The following is a 20,223-nucleotide window of genomic DNA, read 5'->3' as shown; positions in this document are numbered from 1 at the left end:
CCTGATTCGCATATTAGCGTCCCAAATAAAAATATTTCAAATTTTTGGGATTAAATGGGAGGTAAATTTTAGTTTGCGTTGAACCCTTAGATGAAATATATTGAGGGAGGTATTATCATGAAGAAACTGTTTGCTTCTCTTACCTGTTTAGGGCTGTTTGTCTTTATGACACCAGTTCACGCAGATTCAATCGTAATGGATACTGATATTCGAATTGTCCGTAATGTCCTGGACATTGAAGACCCAACTGAAAAAAATCGTAGTTTACCTGAAAAACCACTTGTTCTTGACGGGCGTGTTATGGTCCCAATAAGAGTTTTATTTTTACCAGAACAACTGGCCTATAATTCAAAGGATCAGACGATCATCGCCAAAGTGGAAGGACCGCGAGGCTTTGAACGGTATTCTTTCAAAATAGGTTCTACAATTCTCCATAAAGAAGTGTTTATAGACAATAAAGCAGAGACGGCAGAGACGAAAAAAGATATCCAGCTATCTAAACCTGTTCTGCTCGTTGATGGTACTACTTATGTTTCAATTAGCGACGCACCTAAATATCTAAATGGTGTTTCGGTGGATTGGGATGGTATTAATCGGAAAGTAATATTGAACTGTTATGCTATTACGGATTAAAGAATATTGATAAATCTAAAGATAGAAGAGAATATTTAACATTTCTAAAAGCATTCATTGCTAAAGACAACAGTGAAATAATTTATTAGACTCGGGGTCAACTGATGATTTGCACGAAGAAGAATTAACTTTTTCGTTAAAAGGCTACTGGGAGCAGGGCTCTTAGTAGTCTTTAATTTTTAATAGAATAACATTTTCTTGCTCAAAGCCATTCTCAAACAGGGCGTCCCGGAGCGATACTATGTCGACAATGCAAAGATTTTTCATTCCAAGCCTCTGCGGCGCATTGCGGTGATGGGCAAGCGGGTCGAAGTCCGCTACAACCCCTATGACTTGCGCCGCATCCTCGTCTATGATGAGGGCGTCTTTTGCGGCGAAGCCCACCCCTACCAAATGAAGCGGTTTGCGGAAAGACGGGTCGAAGAGCGGCAGCATCGCGCTGCCGACGCCCTCGATGGCGCCATGAGGGCGATTGTCGAGGCCCATGCCAAGCAACGGGCATTATTGCGCATACTACCCTTGGGACTATCGGGATAAGGCTGGTCAGATGCGTCGACAGGCGCCCTGAGGTTACGAAGACTTGACCAAAGCCAAGTATAAGGAGGTAAGATGATAAAAGAAAAAACGATAACAGAAACCGGATGGAACCTGGACAACAGCTACGCCAGCCTGCCAGAAACATTCTTTTCCCTCGTGAATCCAACCCCTGTGCACTCACCGAAGCTGGTCATTCTCAATCATCCGTTAGCAAAGGACCTGGGTTTGAACGCAGAGGCGCTGCAAAGCGAACATGGGGTAGAAGCGCTTGCCGGCAACCGGATTCCAGAAGGGGCTGTACCTCTCGCGCAAGCCTATGCGGGGCATCAGTTCGGCCACTTCACCATGTTAGGGGACGGACGGGCGCTGTTGCTCGGCGAGCAGATCACACCCCAGGGCGAGCGGTTCGACATCCAACTGAAGGGTTCCGGCAAGACGCCCTACTCTCGCCGGGGAGATGGCCGGGCGGCGCTGGGACCGATGCTGCGCGAATACATCATCAGTGAAGCGATGCATGGGCTGGGCATTCCGACGACCCGCAGCCTGGCGGTCGTGACGACGGGAGAGCCGGTCATCCGTGAAACGACCCTGCCAGGCGCCGTTCTGACTCGTGTCGCTGCCAGTCATCTGCGCGTCGGCACCTTTCAATACACGGCGCAATGGGGGACGATCGATGATCTCCGGACCCTCGCCGACTACACGCTCAAGCGCCATTTCCCGGAGGTGGACGCCGCCGATGCGGGACGGTATCTCTCGCTGCTCAAGAAAGTGATCCGTCGACAGGCCGCGCTGATCGCCAAATGGCAACTGGTTGGCTTTATCCACGGGGTGATGAACACGGACAATATGACCATCAGCGGAGAAACCATCGATTACGGTCCATGCGCCTTTATGAACGCTTATGATCCGGCAACCGTATTCAGTTCCATCGACGTTCAAGGACGCTATGCCTACGGCAACCAGCCCTCTATTGCCGGATGGAATCTCGCGCGATTCGCCGAAACCTTGCTGCCGCTGCTCCATGACGATCAGGAGCAGGCTGTCGAACTGGCCCAGGAGGCAGTTACGGAGTTTGCCCATTTGTATCACCGTCATTGGCTCGCGGGCATGAGAGCAAAACTTGGACTTTTTAATGAAGAGACCGAGGATAAGTCCCTTTTCGAAGATCTTCTCAAGATGATGCAGAAGCATGGCGCCGACTATACGAACACCTTCCGCGCATTCACCTTTGGCAAGGCCGAGGATACGGCCCTGTTTGGAACGCAGGAATTTACGGAGTGGCATGAGCGATGGCAAGCGAGACTGAGCCAGCAGCAGGAGCCGAAGGCAACATCAACATCCCATCAGTTAATGAAAAAGAGCAATCCTGCGGTCATTCCTCGCAACCACCGGGTGGAAGAGGCGCTGGAAGCCGCGGTGAAAGAAGAAGACTACAGCGTCATGGAACGTTTGCTAGACGCTCTGTCGAAGCCCTACGCGCATACCCCCGATCAGGCGGAGTACACCACACCGCCTGCACCATCTTGCGGCCCTTACAGGACCTTCTGCGGGACTTGATAAGCACAAAAGGCCACTGAACTGGTCAGCAGCCAGAGAAACAATTAAACGGAGATGAGGATCTCACGGATATCATTCACTGCCTCGGACTGGCCAGACATGGAACCGGCGTGTCTCACCGCCATAATGGACGGGTGATTATAAAGAAAAAACTCCACGCCAGACATTCCGGCGCAGAGCCTTGTATACCGTTTAGACCGAATCCTTTTTGCTGCTGCTGATCAACTTGGTGAGTTCTACTTTCGTATTCACGCCGATTTTGCGGTAGATGTTTTTGATGTGACTCTTGACTGTATTCAGACTGATGAAGGTTTTTTCAGCGATCTCCTTTGAGGTCAGTCCTTCGGCGATCATCAAGGCAATCTCATATTCTCGCTCCGTCAATAGACCGTAAAAGCAGGACGAAGGATCGAGGGGCGCAGTCGTTGCGGCTTGCCGGAACATGAGCGCCATCGTTTTCACATCTCTGTCTTCCGGAGAGATGCTCTGCTGCAGGTATTGGTGACAAAGGCTGACAGCGCGCATCACTGTCGGCTCATCCGAAGCTAAGTAGACAGATGTCGTCGATTGCCGGCGGCCGGGCGTAAGAACTACCCGGTCGCCTTCTTTTAAGATGTAACCGTAATCCTTCATTTTCAACGCGGGGTTTTCCCGGCATACCAGCGAAATTTCCAATAATGGATTCGTCTCCAGCAAGTCGTTGATGTAGACCAGATGCTCAAAGAAATCCGCTGAAGGGACGATTATATTTTCCGATTCAAAGAACTCCCAGCCGCCGTATGTGACGCCGCCTCGATGGGCGATTACTTCCAGCGTGTCTGTATAGTAGATCAATGAATATTTCTGCTCTTTCATAGCCCTGATGAAATCGGCATGGCGCTTGCGGTGGTAGTTGCTGCGCCGTTTCAACTCAATCTGGTCGATGTCCAAACGGCCAAGGACTTTTTCGTAGATATGAACAGGCATCGTCCATGCCGACATGGTCTGTGCAAAAGCGATACAGGTGCCGTTCTTTTTATCAAAATCAGCAATCTCCTGCATGCGTTCCAGGGGGGATGGCGACAACCGCTTCATCAGAGGCAGGCAACTCCGAACTTTTGCCCAAAAGGACTCTTCAAACATGCTAATGACATCTTTTTGAGTAAAGTAAAAGGCTTGCTGGTGTTCGGCACCCTCATAAGTTCGAGAAAAAATGCAGGCCTGCTGTTCAAGGATAAACAAGGTTGTTTTGGGACGGTCAAAGGCAAAATCGCTGTAACAATACCCGTCTAATCGACCGGTCAAATGCATCGGCAACCAATAGTCCATGATAAACAGGAGGCTGGAGAGGCTCCTGTCAAAACTGTGGATGATGACGATCTTGTGACCCGATTCAATCACTCGATGCAAAAGGGCTTTCCATGTCTCCAAAAAGTCGCGATCGCCACTTAACCAGGTCATATCCTCTTGGCTGGTGAGCAGTAACCGTGTTGGACTTTCCAATGAAAGCGCCCTTTGAAGAAACCGCAATACTGCCTCCCGCTTGCCCAAGTTCCCTCGATAAAGATCCACGCTGATGGTGCTGCAATAGCTTTGTTCCAATTCCCGCTCCGTCACACCCATCCCTCCAGCAGTGACGCACTATTCCGACATTTTACTCCTAGTATAGCAAGAATGGACCCGTTCGTGGAGGAAATATCCCTGAGACCACCGTTGAAATATTTAATTCGGGCCTTTCACCCTAGTGGCAACGCCCATGCCAAGCACACCAAAAATATCCCCCAAAAGGGGGATATACAGGTTGTTCTCTATATATAGATAATAAGCTCAAACAACTTGGAGAGAGAAAGGTTGTTTTTCTTTCACCATCTCCCTGCCTCTCGTCATCGAGATGTGCCGCTTCGATATATCATAGATGAAATGCGCGAAGCGACGAGGTGGATATCCTTACACCTATATCGTTGGGTCTGGGAGTGGGGGTTATCTACTGCTTAGCTGACAAGGGGTGAAAGGGTGGGATTGCCTATCGAAGCAAAGGTAGAAACAAGGTGTATTTTTCCATAAACGTGTGCGGGGTGAATGTGACTGTTGACTGGATAATTTAAACATTTAAAGAGGGGATTGGTATCATTCTTGATGAAGTTGCCCTTAAGGGGTCACTAATTTTCTTGGTATTATATGGATTGCGAAAGGAGCCGAATGAAAATGAAACGTCTATCAAAAGGGTTTGCGCTGGGAATCTTGTCCTTGTTTTTGACAGGAATGGTGGCAGGGATGGCAGTCCCCCCAGTTGCACACGCGCAAAACTGGGGAGAAGCAGCGCAGAGGATTCGACTGATTGTGAACGGAAGCGAAGTTCAATCAGATGTGCCTCCACAAGTCATCAACGGAAGAACAATGATACCCGCACGAGCCTTAGCGGAAGCACTGGGTGCTACTGTTACATGGGACCCTGCTCGAAATGCCGTTGTCGTGAATGGGTGCAGAGCAGGTGATTTGCCTTCAGATTTGCCTTCCTCCCCAACCAGTAGTTCGAGTCAAAAACAGACTTCTGCTACAAATCCGTCCCCGACTCCTGTCCAAAATGCAACCTCAGCACCTTGGACCGGAAAATGGTCAACCGACTTTGGAGAATTGACGCTTGTCCAAAATGGAAGTCATGTCACCGGAACCTACACTCACGATAACGGGAAAATCGAAGGCACTGTGACCGGCAACACGCTCAAAGGAACATGGTCAGAAAGCCCATCATACACAGCGCCAAATGACGCAGGAGACATTCAATTCACCTTGTCTTCAAACGGGAAGTCCTTCAACGGCAATTGGAGATATGGAAGCTCCAATGCATGGAAGAGCGGATGGAATGGGACAAAGAAATAATCTCCTACACCCTTGTTTCAAATCGTTCCGTTCCTCCAGAGAGAACGGTTCCAACTCCCCCTAACTCAAAATTGTTAAAGAAGGATGCGAAACCCCGGTACGACCTACAATCGTCCGGGGTTCGTTGTCTATGCAAATACTGCTTTTCCCCCAACGACAGCGGTCCGGTCAATGATGTCCAAGGTTCCTCATCCTGCCGAAAAAAGAGCCCATATATCCGAGAATCGTCGGAAGAACGGCGATTGATCCTGTGCTCCCATCCATCGACCGGTTTCGCGTAGGCAAAAGTATGCTGTACATCCTGAAAAAACTTTTCCCATTGAGGCCCGTCCACAACCGTCAGTCTTCCTTCTGTTTCTTCCGCAATATACCTTTCCAGTGGGAGTTTCGCCTGGACTTTTTGCTGATCTGTCCACTGTTTCATGGTTCGCTGTTGTTCACCGAAATCGACAGGCCGAACCGTCAGATAGGGCTCAAAGTCTGTTGCAACTGAAGCAGACCAGCGTCTCTCTCCCGCTCCATTGCCCGTTCCATTGTCCTTGTAAAAATCATAACGGTTCTATGCATGAAAAAAATCCCCCACCTGGGGGATTTCGCATAATAACTTTTTCCGTTCGGCAGCAATGTAACACTGAATTTTGCCACACAGCATGGAACTTATTGGGAAACCGTCGTAATCATGCAGGGCGCCAATTATCCCCCCTTTGGGTGATACCCGACGAAACCAATATCAAGCATACTGGTGTAAACCCCGTCATTACAGGAATAACCCAAGGGAAAAGAATCGAAAATGTCCCTCGCCTACGCCTTGCACAGGAAATCAACGTCTCAACTTTAACATGGCATCGCGTCAGTGATTCATGGAACGCCGTCCGCCCAGCCGTGCATTTGAAAGGCGGAATCCACGTCATATCCGGCGACGGATCAGCGAATAATCCCTATGTATTGAGTGGCCAGCCGGCAAGCCCCACTCCCTCTGCGCCACCGGTAACGCCGCCAGCCAAAGCTATAACAGTGCCCGCAACCCCTTCAACGAGCGATCAACGTCCCCAGGTCAAAAGGCCAAATGTTCGTAAATTCCCCAAGATTCCTGGCATCGACTTTGCGAACAACTATCCGCCTGCGCTTTTCAATAACCGCACCGTTAGGCTGCAAATCGGATCCTCTGAAGCCCGCATCAACGACAATCAAGTCCATATTGACGCGTCGCCGGTCATCGTCAATGGAAGAACTTTTGTGCCCTTGCGCTTTGTATCGGAAGCCTTGGGCGCACAAGTCGATTATGTCCCCAACTATCAAGGTGTCAGACAATCGTCGTCAGCGGCGCCAACGCATGGAGGTCATCCTTAAGCGGTAACGTAATAACGCAAATTAACTAACCCCTTACCGCTATGTTGAAGGTAAGGGGTTTATACGGCAAGAACCTACTCGGTTTACATTGACGGTGTGAAGAATATTTTTACTGAATTTGAAGAAAGAATTTCACGTCTTCTAGCAATCCAATGACATCGAAAGGTTTAACAATACTTCTTGTTATTAGTCCATGGGCTTCTTGAAATGATATATTTCCGAATACTTCATAAGCTGTCATCGTCTACAGCCAATAGAGTAAATTCCAAAAGCAACCCTCCATTATCAGAACTGCTAGGCATACCGCTGCAGCCCTTCCACTCTAATCTGATACTTCTCCAGCGTCCCAGCGTCTTAGGCGCCAGGGTATATTTTTTATCATCCATTTTGGTGAGGATGAGCAGATTGCCCGGCGCTGTCACCGTATAGACTGTCCGCCCGTAGCTATCGGTCCCTTCCTTTCGCCTTACATTTTTACTGTAAGCGTATATCAGGAAGGAATAACAATATATCCCCCGAACGGGTGAATTTAGCGGAACATGAACAACGGCGCAGTCCCCGATGTGAGCGCATTTATTGCGCATACTAGGTTTTGATGATTACAGACCAATGGAGGTCAGTCGCATGACCATTGCCGAAAAGGCTCCTAAAGCCAACCGCCTGGTCCACGAAAAGTCCCCCTACCTCCTCCAACACGCCTACAACCCTGTCGACTGGCATCCCTGGGCCGACGAAGCCTTCTCCAAAGCGAAGCAGGAGGACAAGCCCATCTTCCTCTCCATCGGCTACTCCACCTGCCATTGGTGTCATGTGATGGAGCGAGAATCCTTCGAGGCCGAGGAAGTGGCCGCCTACCTGAACGAGCACTTCGTCTCCATCAAGGTCGACCGGGAGGAACGGCCCGACGTGGACCATATCTACATGACCGTCTGCCAGTCCATCACCGGCCATGGCGGCTGGCCGCTGACGGTGATCATGACACCCGACAAAAAGCCCTTTTTTGCCGGCACCTACTTCCCCAAGCGCAGCCGGCAGGGGTTGGCGGGCTTGCTCGACATCCTGGAGGCCCTCGTCGATCAGTGGAAAAATGACCGAGGCAAGCTGGCCGCCGCCGGCGACAGGGTGACCCAGCACCTGCAGCGGGAGATCCAGGCCAACAACACCGGCAGCTTGAGCGATGAGACCATCATGCAGGGCTACGAGTGGCTCCAAAAGCGCTTTGACGATATCTACGGCGGCTTCGGCCATGCCCCCAAGTTCCCGACGCCTCACAATCTGCTCTTCCTGCTCCGCTGCGACAAACTGGCCGACGCACCGGAGGCTCTGCCCATGGTGGAAAAGACGCTCCGACAGATGCACGCCGGCGGCATTTACGACCACTTGGGCTACGGCTTTTCCCGCTACTCGACCGATGAGAAATGGCTCGTCCCTCACTTCGAAAAAATGCTCTATGACAATGCCCAACTGGCCATGGCCTACCTGGAGGCGTATCAGGTCACCGAAAACGACGAATACGCCGAGGTGGCCCGGGAGATTTTCGCCTATGTGCTCCGGGACATGCACTCGCCAGAGGGCGGATTCTACTCGGCTGAAGACGCCGATTCGGAAGGCGTTGAAGGCAGGTTTTATGTCTGGACGCCCCAGGAGGTCAGGGAGATCCTCGGCGAGGAGACGGGCAAGCTCTTCTGCCAGTGGTATGACATCACTGAAAAGGGCAACTTCGAGGGCAAGAGCATCTTGAACCGTATCGACGCCGATAAGCGCCCCTTCACGCCGCCCATGGGCATGGACACCTGGCACAAGATCCTGACCGACGCCGAGCAAAAGCTTTTCGTCGCCCGGGAAAAACGGGTCCATCCGTTTAAAGACGAAAAGATCCTTACCGCCTGGAACGGCCTGATGATCGCCGCCCTGGCCATGGGTTTTCGCGTCCTCCACGACCGCTCCTACCTCGACGCCGCCATGAGCGCCGCCGACTTCGTCTGGGAGAAGCTGCGCGACGACAAGGGCCGCCTGCTCGCCCGCTACCGTGACGGCGAAGCAGCCTACAAGGGCTATATCGACGATTACGCCTTCATGATCTGGGCGCTCATCGAACTCTACCAGGCCGACACGAACCCGCTTTGGCTGAAGCGGGCGCTGGTGCTCCAGGAGGACCAGAACCGGCTCTTCTGGGACACCGACCAAGGGGGTTTCTTCTTCTACGGCAGCGACAGCGAGGAACTGCTTACCCGGCCGAAAGAGATCTACGACGGCGCCACCCCTTCGGGCAACTCCGTTTCGGCCCTCAACCTGCTCCGCCTGGCCCGCATCACCAGCCGCGAGGAGTACGCCCGGCAGGCGGAGACACTCCTAGAGAGCTTTTCCGGCAACATCAACGCCCAGCCGGCCGGGTACACCTTCGCCCTGATGGCCCTCCTCTTCGCCCGCACCCCGGGCAAGGAGGTCGTCGTTGTCGCCAACCGGAAGCGGGAGACCTTCCGCCATGAGTTGGAATCACTGCACAGCCTCTTTGCCCCGGAAACAGTTTTCCTGTACCGGCTGGCCGATCCGGAGTACAAGGACCTGGCTGAGTTGGCTCCCTTCGTGGAGAAGATGGCGCCTCAGGGCGACAGTCCCACCTACTATATCTGCGAAAACTTCGCCTGCAAGCCGCCGACGACAAACCTGGGAAAGGTTCGGGAGAGCCTGGCCCAGTAACGGCGGATCTGATTTGGAAAGCCGGGAGGCGGCGCCGTGAAGCGCTCCCTCCCGGCTTTCCATTGCAATTGTTGCAATAACTTTACACAAAATCTCGACAAATTCTTGACCAAATGATGTTTCTTGTGTTTTATTATAAGGGCGTTGCCTTTACACGATTTTCCACGAGGAGGTTGTCCCATGTTTGTATCCTGGATGAAGCGTGCCATGGGCGCATCTGCGCTCCTGGTGATGAGCCCCGCTACCGCTTGGGCCGCCGAGGCCGCGAAAAATCCCCTCGCCCGACAAGTCGACATGACCGGTAAGATTCTCGTTCCGCTCATCGCCGTCGCCTTGCTGGCGGCTTTCGCCGCACGCTTTATGAAAAACAAAGGCCTCTTTACGCTGCACCGCGGGTTGGGCCTGCTCATCGGCGCCGCCACCCTCGGTCACGCCATGTACGCGCTCACCCAGATGGGCATGGAAAAACCCTTGATCAACGCCACGGGCATGCTGGCGACCGTCGGCATCGGCCTCCTAATCTTCACTGGCACACGCAACCCCGCTTCCGGGGTGCACCGCATGGCCACAGCGCTGTTGATCGCCGGGTTCGTCGCTCACAAGGTGATGATTCCGTGATCAATTTGTACGTAACATATCTGTCAGTTTTTCGTCCTCCCTTTATCTGGATGCACAGAACAAGGGAGGACGTTTGTGCTATATGACTTCGTACGTCAACAGATTGCACGCTCAATCGTACTAATCGATGAGCCTGAGTTACATCCGCGGATCGCGATCCGAAACTGGATGGTTGAAAATCCAGACTCAGTGCACGATATCTTGACAGAATGGCGTTCTTTTATTTCGATTCTTAAAGCGCTCTAACACGCTTGATAAAGGCGACTCTCAAGATAACTCTGTCTTTTAGGTGATCCCCCTGTCGTCTAGAAGGATAATCCAGTCAAGGCAATGAAAAAGTTGTCACCTGCCCTGGAAGAGGCTATCATAGGGATAAACCATTCCGCACTGAAGGGAGCGATTCTTATCCCAGTCGCACAACATATCCGCGTGCAGATCAGCCAGTCCTCCTGGATCCGCAAGATGTTCGAAGAGGGCGAGCGCCTGAAACCGATTTACGGCGAAGACAAGGTCTATGACTTTACCATCGGCAACCCGAACAACGAACCGCCGGCCGCTTTCCGAGAAGCCCTCATAGAGTTGGCCAACCACCCCGTTCCCGGCATGCACCGCTACATGAGCAACGCCGGCTACCCCGAGACCCGCCAAGCAGTGGCCGACGCCCTCAGCACAGCCAGCGGCAAGGCCTTGACAGCCGATCATGTGGTGATGACCGTCGGCGCCGGCGGCGGTCTGAACGTCGTCTTCAAGACGATCGTCGACCCCGGCGACGAGGTGATCATCTCCGCTCCCTTCTTTGTCGAATATAAAGGCTACCTCGCCAACCAAGGCGGCAAGGCGGTCATCGTCCAGTCAAAAGAAGACTTCCAATTGGACCTGGACGCCATCGCCGCTGCGGTGACGGAGAAGACGCGGGCCGTCATCATCAACTCCCCCAACAACCCCACCGGCGTCGTCTACCCCGCCGAGAGCCTCGACGCATTGAATCGCCTCCTGGAAGCCAAGGGCGCCGAGTTCGGACGAACCCTGTTCGTCGTCTCTGATGAGCCCTATGCGAAAATCGTCTACGACGGGGTGACCGTTCCTCCCGTCTTCGCCCATATCCGCAACAGCATCGTCGTAACCTCCCACAGCAAAGACCTGGCCCTGCCGGGTGAACGCATCGGTTATATCGCCATCAGCCCCGAGATCGAAGAGGCGCCCCTGCTCTTCGACGGCTTAGTGCTGGCCAACCGCATCCTGGGCTTCGTCAACGCGCCGGCGCTGATGCAGCGCCTGGTGGCCAAGCTGCAGAACGAATCGGTGAACATCGACGAGTACCGGGAAAAACGGGATCTCTTCTACGACAACCTGACCGCCATGGGCTACGAGATGGTCAAGCCCCAGGGGGCCTTCTACCTCTTCCCCAAGTCCCCCCTGGCTGATGACGTCGAGTTCGTCCGGCGCGCCCAGAAATACAACATCCTCCTCGTCCCTGGCAGCGGTTTCGGCAAACCCGGCTACTTCCGCATCGCCTACTGTGTCGAGAAGCGGAACATCGAGAACTCGCTGGAGGCTTTCCGGGCGCTGGCGAAGGAAATGGGACTGCCCGGTTAGACTAAGGGGAAGTAATAGATTGCCCTCTCAATAAAACTGACAATCAAGTTAATCCAAGAAAAACAGGCTATAATCTTTGAAGGGAAAGGGTGACACTTCTGTCATCCTTTCTTTCACAACCCCCCTTCAAATCCCTTTGCCCTTCAAGTCCCTTCTAAAGTCCCCTTCACTTCCTGAGAAACGGTTCATCTCTTGAAGCGCAGATGATTTCAGTAGGAAAGGAGCCATCGCTCGTGGATGCCCTGCACACATTCACCGACAAAGTCGCCGTCATCACCGGCGCCGGCAACGGCATCGGCCGCGGTGTCGCCCTGGCTTACGCACAGGCGGGCGCAACGGTCATCATCGCCGAACAAAACGCCGAAACCGGGAGAGAAACAGAAGCCATCATCAATGACAAAGGCGGCAAAGCCCTATTCATCCCCGTCGATGTCCGCCGCTCTGACAACATCGACGCGCTCATGGCGGAGACGGAAAAGCGTTTCGGCAGGGTCGACGTCCTGATCAACAACGCCGGCGTCTCCCGCTGGAAATCCCCCTATGATCTGACCGTGGAAGAGTGGGATGACATCCTCAACACCAACCTGCGCAGCGTTTTCCTCTGTTCCCGGTCGGCAGCCTGCGTGATGAGGACAAAAGGCGGCGGCGCTATCGTCAACATCGCCTCCACGCGGGCGCTCATGTCCGAACCGGATACAGAGGCCTACGCCGCATCCAAGGGCGGGATCATCGCCCTGACCCACGCCCTGGCGGTCTCGCTCGGTCCCGACAACATCCGCGTGAACGCCATCAGCCCCGGCTGGATAGAGACGGGCGACTATGAAGAATTGCGCCCCATCGATCACAGCCAGCACCCCGCCGGCAGGGTGGGCAAGCCGGACGATGTGGCGCGGGCCTGCCTCTTCCTCACCGCGGAGGGCAACGACTTCATCACCGGCGCCAACCTGGTCCTCGACGGGGGCATGACGCGCAAGATGATCTACGAACCGTAAAGGCAATATGCAACGGCTATCTTTCTAAGCTACTCTAATTTGTCTTCCGCCTCGTGGACCCCGCCTACCCCATCGCGACGGACATCCACATAGAGGGTCCCGTCGCTCTGCAGGGCGGCGTAAAACACCTCCGACAGATCTTCCACGCCCCGCTTTTTCAGTTCGCCGTAGAGCCATTTGAAACTGAGGTTGTGTTGGCACAGATTTTGTTCCAACACATCGCCATCCTTGATGATCTCCGTCGCCAAGCCCTTATATGCCGTCGGTTTGCCCAGATCGCTCATCGTTACCGGCAGGTGCTGCGACTTCTTCAGAACGCTCAGTTTTCCGTTAGGCTCCAACAAGGCAAACTCCACATCGGTGATGTTGAAGGCCCCCTTATTGCGTAGCTGCATCTCCAACTTATCCAGGCTGTAGCGGAGCCGCTTCATGTTTTCTTCCATCACCTTGCCGTTTTGAACGACGATGACGGGCTCCCCTTCCAGTATTTTGCGGGCGGCCAGACTTTTCAAATGGAGCAGGCTGGTGGCCACTGTGGCGATTGTCAGAATCACGGGACTCAAGAGCACCCAGGCGCCCTTCACCTCAGTGACAACAAAGGTGCCGGCTATCGTCCCCATGACGATCGCGATGACAAAATCAAAATAGGTCATTTGAGACAACAGCTTTTTTCCAATGATGCGAGTCAGGATGGTCAGCAGTATATAGGCTACCAGCGTCTGCGTTATCACCCGAAACAATTCAACCCAGCCGTTTTGCACGCGATGAGAACCACCTTTCCACGCGTGTCCTTGATTCAAGTATGTGCTTTATCCCAATGGGTCGCTCCTTTCATTCTCCCCTCAAAGTCGACTGGGAATCCCACAGGCAACCTACGCGCAGAATCCTTTTGATCAAAAACAAAACAACCATGACCCTTCGGCCACAGGTTATGATGAAAATTTCATATACAACGGTTCATGACCCGTTGGGTCACTAGCGATGATGAAAAGGGCTTTCATATAAAAAAAGCCGGGCAACATGCTCCGGCTTCCTGATAAACAGCGAATCACTATGATTGAACCCTGGTTCTTTTCCAGGGTTATTCTTTTGACCTGTCCATTTTTTTCTTCAACCGGCTCAAGTTTTTCATTCCCCGGCTGATCTCCATCGCATGAGCCTCTTCTGCATCGAGTTCCTGGGCGATGGACTCCAGCGCATCCCAAGGATTCACCCGTTCTCCACAGGTGAAAATGTCAACGGCGGCATATCCGAGTTCTGGCCAGGTGTGGATCGTCAGGTGGGATTCGGAGATGACGACAACACCGCTGACGCCTTGCGGTTCAAAGCGATGAAAGACCACTTCCCGGATATCGGCCCCTGATTTCTCGGCGGCGCGAACCATGACCTCTTCCACCGTCTTCACATCGTTGAGTTTATCGGGATTACATTCCCATACCTCGGCCAGCAACTGCACACCGAGGGGATTGCCCAACACATTCATCCACAGCAGGTCTCCTTTCAGATAGCATTATTCCTCAAGGAGCCTGCAATTATTTTTTGAACTTACTCGGCTTTCTTCGGCCGTATCTCTTCATAAGCCGCTAAAGCCTGCCGGTGAATCTCTTTGACAGGCAGATTCCCCCGGCGAGCCGCTGCCTGGCAGTCATCAAATTCGGGATGAATGTTGACGACGTGCCCCCCTAAGATGCCCCGCTTCAGTCGAACCGGACCGCCATCGGTGGTCACCGTCACCCAATCCCGGTCCAAGCAGGCCCGCCGTTCCAAGCGCGAGCGCACCCCTAGCGTCGTCGATTCGGCAAAGAGTTGCTCCAGCACGACCGTCCCGCGCTCGGGCGGACAAAGCACCGTCAGGTGACAGCCGAGACGACCTTTTTTCATCATCACCGAAACCGCTTGCACATCCAGCGCGCCGGCGTCAAAGAGCCGAGCTGTCAGGGGCGAGAGCCACTGGGGATTCATGTCGTCAACGGTCGTCTCGATGACCTGCACATCCTCCCACAGGAGCGCCGTCACACCGCCGGCCCTGTCTTCACTCCCGCCCCGTTGCATCTCCCCCAGGCAAATTCCTGCCTGTCCGACAAGGGAATGATGTACGCCATCATGACCTTGAGAACCTTGCCCAAGCGCCTGACCACGTCCCTCACCGTAACCGCCCTGGCCGCCGTGACCGACATGACCACCATGGCTGCCATGTCCCTGTCCATGCCTGTCGCTATGTCCGTGGGCATGAGCCGTTCCGCCGGTGCAGACGAGCCAGCTTTTCCCCGCTTCTTCGCGCCTGCCGAGCAGCAACCGTAACACATTGGGCCGGTCCTTCGCCGGCCGGGTGCCTGCCCCGTGGCCGATCCGCTCAATCCGCAAGGGTAACCCCTGGGAGTGGCTGTCATGGGGACGGCCCAGGGTTGTGCAGAGGGCGGCGCCAGTCGGAGTGACCAGTTCGCCCTCCCCGCCGCCGAGGTAGACGGGGAAGTCACGGACGAGGTCCGCCGTAGCCGGCGCAGGGACCGGCATCACCCCGTGGGCGCAGCGGACCGTGCCGGATCCGAGCGGCAGGGGCAGGACGAGGATCTCCTCCACCTTCAGGTATTCCAGCGCCCAGCAGGTCCCGACAATGTCGATGATGGCGTCCACAGCGCCCACTTCATGAAAGTGAACCTTTTCGACGGGGCAGCCGTGCACCTTGGCTTCCGATTCCGCTAGGCGCGTAAAGACCCGGATGGCCTTCTCCTTCACCGGGGACGCCATGGCGGAATTTTCGATAATCTGCGCCACATGATGCAGGTGGCGATGGGGCTGGGGCCGGTCATCGAGAAGGACGTTCACCTTCGTGGCCCGAATCCCTTTGGAAATGACAGAGTCACAGCGCAGTTCGTAACCGTCGACGCCGAGCCCTCGCAAGGCTTCCGTCAGTTCTTCCCAGGGAACACCCAGGTCGACCAGGGCGCCCAGCCACATGTCACCGGCTGCGCCGGAGACAGGATCAACGACGAGGATGTTATGACCATTCGTAGGCGCGTCATTCCAGTATCCGTGCGAATGTTTGCCTCGTTCTCCATGACCATGGCCGGTGGTTTGCCCATGTTTCCGAGCAGACTCGTGCGGATGTTCATGGCCGTGGTCACGGGAGTGGGCGTCGTGGCCGTGATCTTGACCATGTTCGTCGCTATTACACATCAAGGCTCCTCCCTGCTTCGCGACCGGCGCTGCGGACGATCGTCGCCGCCAAGGCCGCCGCGCCGAATCCATTGTCGATATTGACGACACCGACGCCGAGGGCGCAGGAGTTCAGCATGCCCAGCAACGCCGAGAGACCGCCGAAATTGGCGCCATAGCCGATGCTCGTCGGGACGGCCACAACGGGGATGTCCACCATGCCGGCCACGACAGAGGCCAAAGCGCCTTCCATGCCGGCGATGACGATGATGACCTGGGCCTCGCCGAGTTCATCCCGCTTGGACAACAGCCGGTGCAAACCGGCCACACCGACGTCAAAGATCCGCTTTACCCGGCACCCCATGGCGAGGGCGCTTACAACGGCTTCCTCGGCAACCGGCAGATCGGCCGTTCCGGCGGTGACGACCGCGACCGTCCCGATGGGCCGCTCATTTTCCTCGGAAACCCGCAAGGTAACGGCTTGTGCCAGTTCATGAAAGACCGCTTCGGGAACCTTGGCCTGCACGGCGGCAAAGGCTTCCGCCGTGCAGCGCGTCGCCAGCACCGGCAGACCCGTCCGGGCCAATCGCTCGAAGATGGCCGCCGTCTGTTCCGGACGTTTGCCGAGGCCGAAGATGACTTCAGGAAACCCCTGGTTGATGGCCCGATAGTGATCGACTTTGGCAAAACCGATATCCTCATAGGGCCAACCTTTCAGCCGTTCAACGGCCTCTTCCACGGGCATCTGCCCGTCCTGGACCGCCCGCAACAGATGGGTCAGCCTCGAATGATCCATGGAAACCGACTCCTCCCGACAAGTTCAATCCTTATCATACCACAAGTGTAGCAGTATGTAGTCTGCTGGCAATTATTCGGCGGTTTGTCCACTTACACTTAATGTTTGTCCCCTTACGAAAAAAAGAAGCTGAATAGAAGCGCCCTCCCTTTGCAGAGAGAGCGCACCGTTATTGGATGTTATTGTCTGAAGCATTTTCATCTCAAGCGCTTGTTCAAAGCTTTTTCTCTAATCGACCGGCCAGCCTTTCGGCAGCCTGACCGTCCTATCCGACGATGACCCCGACACCGTCGGGGATGACGGTGATCTCTGCATCATCGCCCTTGACGGCCTTGGCCATGGCCAGGGCCTCTTCGAGCGTTTCGGCGTAGTCGAGGTGCATGTCGCGGAAGCGGCCTGCCAGTTTGGGGTCGCTGACCATGATCACCTTGTACTTGATCAGCATGCGGCAGAGGATCTGCGATTCCCACTGATCCGCCGGCGTGTCTTCCTTGGCCGTCGCCAGGAAGGTGTCCATGGCGGCCTGGGGAGAGGGGAAGTCGGCCAACTGGTGATAGAAGTCCTCACCGCCGAGCCCGTCGGAGCAGCCGGCGACCATGATGATGACGGCACCCGGCTTGGCCGTTGCCTCTGCCGCCGTCATGCCTTTAACTGCCTGGTACAAGTTCTGATCCAGCGGATAGCCGCCGTTCGTCGAGATGACAATGTCGCCAGGGATCGGCTTGGCCGCCACCAGTTGACGGACAAAAGCGCAACCCTTCAAGTGAGCTTCGACGGTGTGACCGGCCACCGCGTAGATGATCTCTTTTTTCGCGTTGATCACCACGTTGAGGACGAAAGCCAGCTTCGCCTTCTCGGCGGCGAAGAGCATGTCGCGGTGGATCGGGTTGTTCTCTAGGTTGCCCGTGCGGGCATAGGGGCTGGAGATAAAGGTGGAGTTGTGATTGTACATGACCGTCTTGCGGGAGGCGACACCAGGCAGAACGCTCTTGCGGCCGCCAGAAAAGCCGGCGAAAAAGTGGGGCTCGATGAAGCCGTCAGCCAGGAGCAGGTCGGCCTCGACGGCCAGCTTGTTCACCCACAGTTCGCCACCGGAAGGCAGGATGCCCAAAAAGGCCATATCCTCATCTTTTTCCGAAAGGTGATTGACGATCTTCACCTCGTCGACGACCTTTTGGCCGAACTTGGCCAGCAGTTCCTCGTCGGTCGTCGGGCGGTGCATGCCGGTGGCGACCAGAATGGTCACATCGGCGTCAGGGTTGCCTTTTTTGATCTCTTCCAGCATGAGCGGGATATTGATATGACTCGGCACAGGGCGGGTATGATCGCTCGATATGATGACGATATTCTTTTTGCCCTTGACGAGTTCCGACAGGGGCGGTGAGGCGATGGGATTGGCCAGGGCGCGGCGGACGATCTCTTCCTGGGTGTCTTCCGGGGTGTACGCATGGTTCTCCGGTGTGAGCAAGCGGACCTTGGGTCCCGGTTCAAGGGGAAGAGCCAGGTACGTCTTATGATAGGGCAGCTTGATCAACGACATCGACCTCTTTCGTGATAGTGGTGACAAGTTTTATTATAACGAAAGAAAAGCGCTTTCGGAAGGATCGAAAAGTAGCGAAAGTACAAGAAATTGCAATAATGGCGCAATGGAGTGGGATCACCTGGCATTGGCGGCGGCCCGGCTCTTCGGCTGTGTCCTTGGCCTAGTCAACGGCGTCGACGACGGCAAGTTTGACAGGACAGTAAAAAGCGTTTGGAACCCGAGAGGTCTCCAAACGCTTTTTACTGTTTTTCCGAGGGTTAATTTTTCGCGTCCTCCTTCCCCGACCAGCGCCGGTAGAGCACCGTCATGCAGGAGAGCTTTTCCATCAAGGTCTCGTCAATCTGGCTCCAGACGAAGCGCCACGTCCAGTTCTTGTCATTGATCGTCCCCGGCAGGTTCATCCGCGCTTCTACGCCGAGGTTCAGCAGGTCCTGCATGGGAAAAAGGGCGCTATTGTAATTGGAAGCCATGGCGAAGCGGATCATCTCCCAGACAACGTCCCGGCCGTCACAGCGGAAGTAGGCAAGGAGTTGATCCCTCTCCCAGGGCTGGAGCGTCAAAAACCAACTGAGGGTCGTGTCGTTGTCGTGATTGCCCGGGTAGATGACATAGTTTTTGTCATGATCGTAAAAAAGGTGGTTGAAGCCATTCTGGCCCTCGAAAGAGAAATGCATGATCTTCATGCCTGGGAAGGCGAATCGTTCCCGGAGCGTCGTGACCTCCGGCGTGATCATGCCCAGGTCCTCGGCGATGATCGGAATCGGCCCCAAGGCCTTTTCGACGGCGAAAAAGAGCGCTTCGGCAGGGCCTTTTCGCCATTGGCCGCGGACCGCCGTCGGTTCGCCGTAGGGTACGGACCAATAGGCCTCAAAGCCGCGGAAGTGATCGACACGGATGATATCGGCCAGGGAGAGGTTATGGCGGAACCGCTCGATCCACCATTGATATCCCGTCGACTTCAAGTAGTCCCAGTTGTAGACCGGGTTGCCCCAGAGTTGCCCTGTCTCGCTGAAGTAGTCCGGCGGAACCCCGCCGACCTCTTTGGGAAAGCCCTTGTCATTGAGGGCGAAGATAGCTCGTTCGCCCCAGGCGTCGGCGCTGTCCAGGGACACATAGATGGGGATGTCGCCGACGATCCGGATCCCCCGTTCGTTGGCGTAGGCCTTGAGGGCGTACCACTGACGGAAAAAGATGAACTGCACGAACTTCTGGTAGTTGGCTTCATCGGTAAAGGTGTCCATCGTTCGCGCCCATCCCAACTCATCGGGGCAGGCGAACTCGGGGTCCCAGTCCAGCCAGCTCGTATCGCCGAAACGGTTTTTTAAGGCCATAAATTGGGCGAAGGGTTCCAACCAGCGGGCGTGCCGGTAACAAAAAGGCTCATACTCCGTTTTGAGGGAAGAACGTTCCGGCAGGGCGCGAAAGCGCTCAAAGGCGAGGCGCAGCCTGGATCCCTTATACCAACAAGCCCAGGAAAAATTGGCCCGAGAGGGGTTGGAGCGGTCCACCTCTTCCACCTCGGTGCCGGTGAGCAACCCATCCTCACGCAGCCGCTCCAGGCTGATCAGGAGGGGATTGCCGGCAAAAGCCGATTGGCAAGAGTAGGGACTGTGCCCACGCCCAGTGGGCCCTAAGGGAAGCACCTGCCACAATCGCTGCCGGGTGCGGCCCAAAAAATCGACAAACCGGTAGGCGTCAGCGCCGAGATCGCCGACACCGTGGGGACCGGGCAACGAGGTGGGGTGCAAGAGCACCCCACTGACACGTTCCTGCAACAGGGCAGTTCACCTCTCTGTTTTGATCGGTCACCTGGGCTGAACCGTATCGGGGCATAACAAGTTCCCCTGTGATCATTCTATGGATTGAACGATTTTCCTTCCCTTTCT

The 20,223-nt window shown here is 54.9% G+C and carries 16 protein-coding genes; 9 read left to right on the top strand and 7 right to left on the bottom strand.

The genetic code is table 11. From position 1 onward, the window contains the following. Positions 1-117 precede the first annotated feature (117 nt). From AC0CW1_RS14700 to AC0CW1_RS14690, 3 genes are all read left to right on the top strand, one after another. On the top strand, positions 118-633 hold the full coding sequence (locus AC0CW1_RS14700; RefSeq protein ID WP_488183752.1) for a stalk domain-containing protein: 516 nt from the start codon (positions 118-120) through the stop codon (positions 631-633). Between the two features lie 198 nt (positions 634-831). After that, the gene (locus tag AC0CW1_RS14695) at positions 832-1,170 is read left to right on the top strand and encodes a Mu transposase C-terminal domain-containing protein (RefSeq protein WP_488183751.1); all 339 of its coding nucleotides are present in this window, start codon (positions 832-834) and stop codon (positions 1,168-1,170) included. A 72-nt stretch (positions 1,171-1,242) separates the two neighbouring features. Next, positions 1,243-2,727, top strand: a complete 1,485-nt coding sequence (locus tag AC0CW1_RS14690) for a protein adenylyltransferase SelO (RefSeq protein ID WP_488183750.1) — start codon at positions 1,243-1,245, stop codon at positions 2,725-2,727. Between the two features lie 192 nt (positions 2,728-2,919). Here the strand turns inward: AC0CW1_RS14690 and AC0CW1_RS14685 are convergent, their stop codons facing one another. After that, positions 2,920-4,323, bottom strand: a complete 1,404-nt coding sequence (locus AC0CW1_RS14685; protein WP_488183749.1) for a helix-turn-helix transcriptional regulator — start codon at positions 4,321-4,323, stop codon at positions 2,920-2,922. A gap of 588 nt (positions 4,324-4,911) precedes the next feature. Here AC0CW1_RS14685 and AC0CW1_RS14680 point away from each other — a divergent pair. The 6 genes from AC0CW1_RS14680 (at position 4,912) to AC0CW1_RS14655 (ending at position 12,842) form a co-directional block, all read left to right on the top strand. Next, positions 4,912-5,586: a copper amine oxidase N-terminal domain-containing protein gene (locus AC0CW1_RS14680; RefSeq protein ID WP_488183748.1), complete on the top strand. Its 675-nt coding sequence runs from the start codon at positions 4,912-4,914 to the stop codon at positions 5,584-5,586. A 660-nt stretch (positions 5,587-6,246) separates the two neighbouring features. Continuing rightward, entirely contained in the window at positions 6,247-6,936 is a 690-nt protein-coding gene (locus tag AC0CW1_RS14675; RefSeq protein WP_488183747.1) for a copper amine oxidase N-terminal domain-containing protein, read from the top strand. Positions 6,937-7,560: 624 nt separating this feature from the next. Beyond that, a complete protein-coding gene (locus tag AC0CW1_RS14670) occupies positions 7,561-9,636 on the top strand; it encodes a thioredoxin domain-containing protein (protein ID WP_488183746.1) in 2,076 nt (691 codons plus the stop codon). A 180-nt stretch (positions 9,637-9,816) separates the two neighbouring features. Further along, entirely contained in the window at positions 9,817-10,254 is a 438-nt protein-coding gene (locus AC0CW1_RS14665; protein WP_488183745.1) for a hypothetical protein, read from the top strand. Between the two features lie 405 nt (positions 10,255-10,659). Next, on the top strand, positions 10,660-11,850 hold the full coding sequence (locus AC0CW1_RS14660) for a pyridoxal phosphate-dependent aminotransferase (protein ID WP_488184170.1): 1,191 nt from the start codon (positions 10,660-10,662) through the stop codon (positions 11,848-11,850). A 233-nt stretch (positions 11,851-12,083) separates the two neighbouring features. Continuing rightward, complete coding sequence (locus tag AC0CW1_RS14655; RefSeq protein WP_488183744.1) at positions 12,084-12,842, top strand: SDR family NAD(P)-dependent oxidoreductase; 759 nt, start codon at positions 12,084-12,086, stop codon at positions 12,840-12,842. A 29-nt stretch (positions 12,843-12,871) separates the two neighbouring features. Here AC0CW1_RS14655 and AC0CW1_RS14650 read toward each other — a convergent pair whose 3' ends face one another. From AC0CW1_RS14650 to malQ, 6 genes are all read right to left on the bottom strand, one after another. Beyond that, a complete protein-coding gene (locus tag AC0CW1_RS14650; RefSeq protein ID WP_488183743.1) occupies positions 12,872-13,603 on the bottom strand; it encodes a YetF domain-containing protein in 732 nt (243 codons plus the stop codon). A 320-nt stretch (positions 13,604-13,923) separates the two neighbouring features. Continuing rightward, a complete protein-coding gene (gene speD, locus AC0CW1_RS14645) occupies positions 13,924-14,325 on the bottom strand; it encodes an adenosylmethionine decarboxylase (RefSeq protein WP_488183742.1) in 402 nt (133 codons plus the stop codon). Positions 14,326-14,387: 62 nt separating this feature from the next. Continuing rightward, positions 14,388-16,019 carry a nickel pincer cofactor biosynthesis protein LarC gene (gene larC / locus AC0CW1_RS14640; RefSeq protein WP_488183741.1) on the bottom strand — a complete coding sequence of 544 codons (1,632 nt, stop codon included), beginning with the start codon at positions 16,017-16,019 and terminating at the stop codon, positions 14,388-14,390. Beyond that, positions 16,012-16,794: a nickel pincer cofactor biosynthesis protein LarB gene (gene larB, locus AC0CW1_RS14635; RefSeq protein WP_488183740.1), complete on the bottom strand. Its 783-nt coding sequence runs from the start codon at positions 16,792-16,794 to the stop codon at positions 16,012-16,014. Before larB ends, larC begins: the two co-directional genes overlap by 8 nt. Before the next feature lie 265 nt (positions 16,795-17,059). Continuing rightward, positions 17,060-18,334: a nickel-dependent lactate racemase gene (larA, locus tag AC0CW1_RS14630; RefSeq protein WP_488183739.1), complete on the bottom strand. Its 1,275-nt coding sequence runs from the start codon at positions 18,332-18,334 to the stop codon at positions 17,060-17,062. A gap of 260 nt (positions 18,335-18,594) precedes the next feature. Continuing rightward, positions 18,595-20,112, bottom strand: coding sequence for a 4-alpha-glucanotransferase (gene malQ / locus AC0CW1_RS14625; protein ID WP_488183738.1), 1,518 nt, complete (start codon positions 20,110-20,112; stop codon positions 18,595-18,597). Positions 20,113-20,223 lie beyond the last annotated feature (111 nt).

Source organism: Heliomicrobium sulfidophilum (genome assembly GCF_057715735.1).
The sequence above is the reverse complement of the archived record's forward strand: the minus strand, read 5'-3'. Positions and strand labels throughout refer to the sequence as shown.

What these genes read in the sequence shown, in the direction of transcription:
- AC0CW1_RS14670 (WP_488183746.1), top strand. Translation starts at nt 7,561, where the DNA reads ATGACCATTGCCGAAAAGGCTCCTAAAGCCAACCGCCTGGTCCACGAA.
- larC (WP_488183741.1), bottom strand. Translation starts at nt 16,019, where the DNA reads ATGTGTAATAGCGACGAACATGGTCAAGATCACGGCCACGACGCCCAC.
- larB (WP_488183740.1), bottom strand. Translation starts at nt 16,794, where the DNA reads ATGGATCATTCGAGGCTGACCCATCTGTTGCGGGCGGTCCAGGACGGG.
- larA (WP_488183739.1), bottom strand. Translation starts at nt 18,334, where the DNA reads ATGTCGTTGATCAAGCTGCCCTATCATAAGACGTACCTGGCTCTTCCC.
- AC0CW1_RS14700 (WP_488183752.1), top strand. Translation starts at nt 118, where the DNA reads ATGAAGAAACTGTTTGCTTCTCTTACCTGTTTAGGGCTGTTTGTCTTT.
- AC0CW1_RS14665 (WP_488183745.1), top strand. Translation starts at nt 9,817, where the DNA reads ATGTTTGTATCCTGGATGAAGCGTGCCATGGGCGCATCTGCGCTCCTG.
- speD (WP_488183742.1), bottom strand. Translation starts at nt 14,325, where the DNA reads ATGAATGTGTTGGGCAATCCCCTCGGTGTGCAGTTGCTGGCCGAGGTA.
- AC0CW1_RS14680 (WP_488183748.1), top strand. Translation starts at nt 4,912, where the DNA reads ATGAAACGTCTATCAAAAGGGTTTGCGCTGGGAATCTTGTCCTTGTTT.
- AC0CW1_RS14690 (WP_488183750.1), top strand. Translation starts at nt 1,243, where the DNA reads ATGATAAAAGAAAAAACGATAACAGAAACCGGATGGAACCTGGACAAC.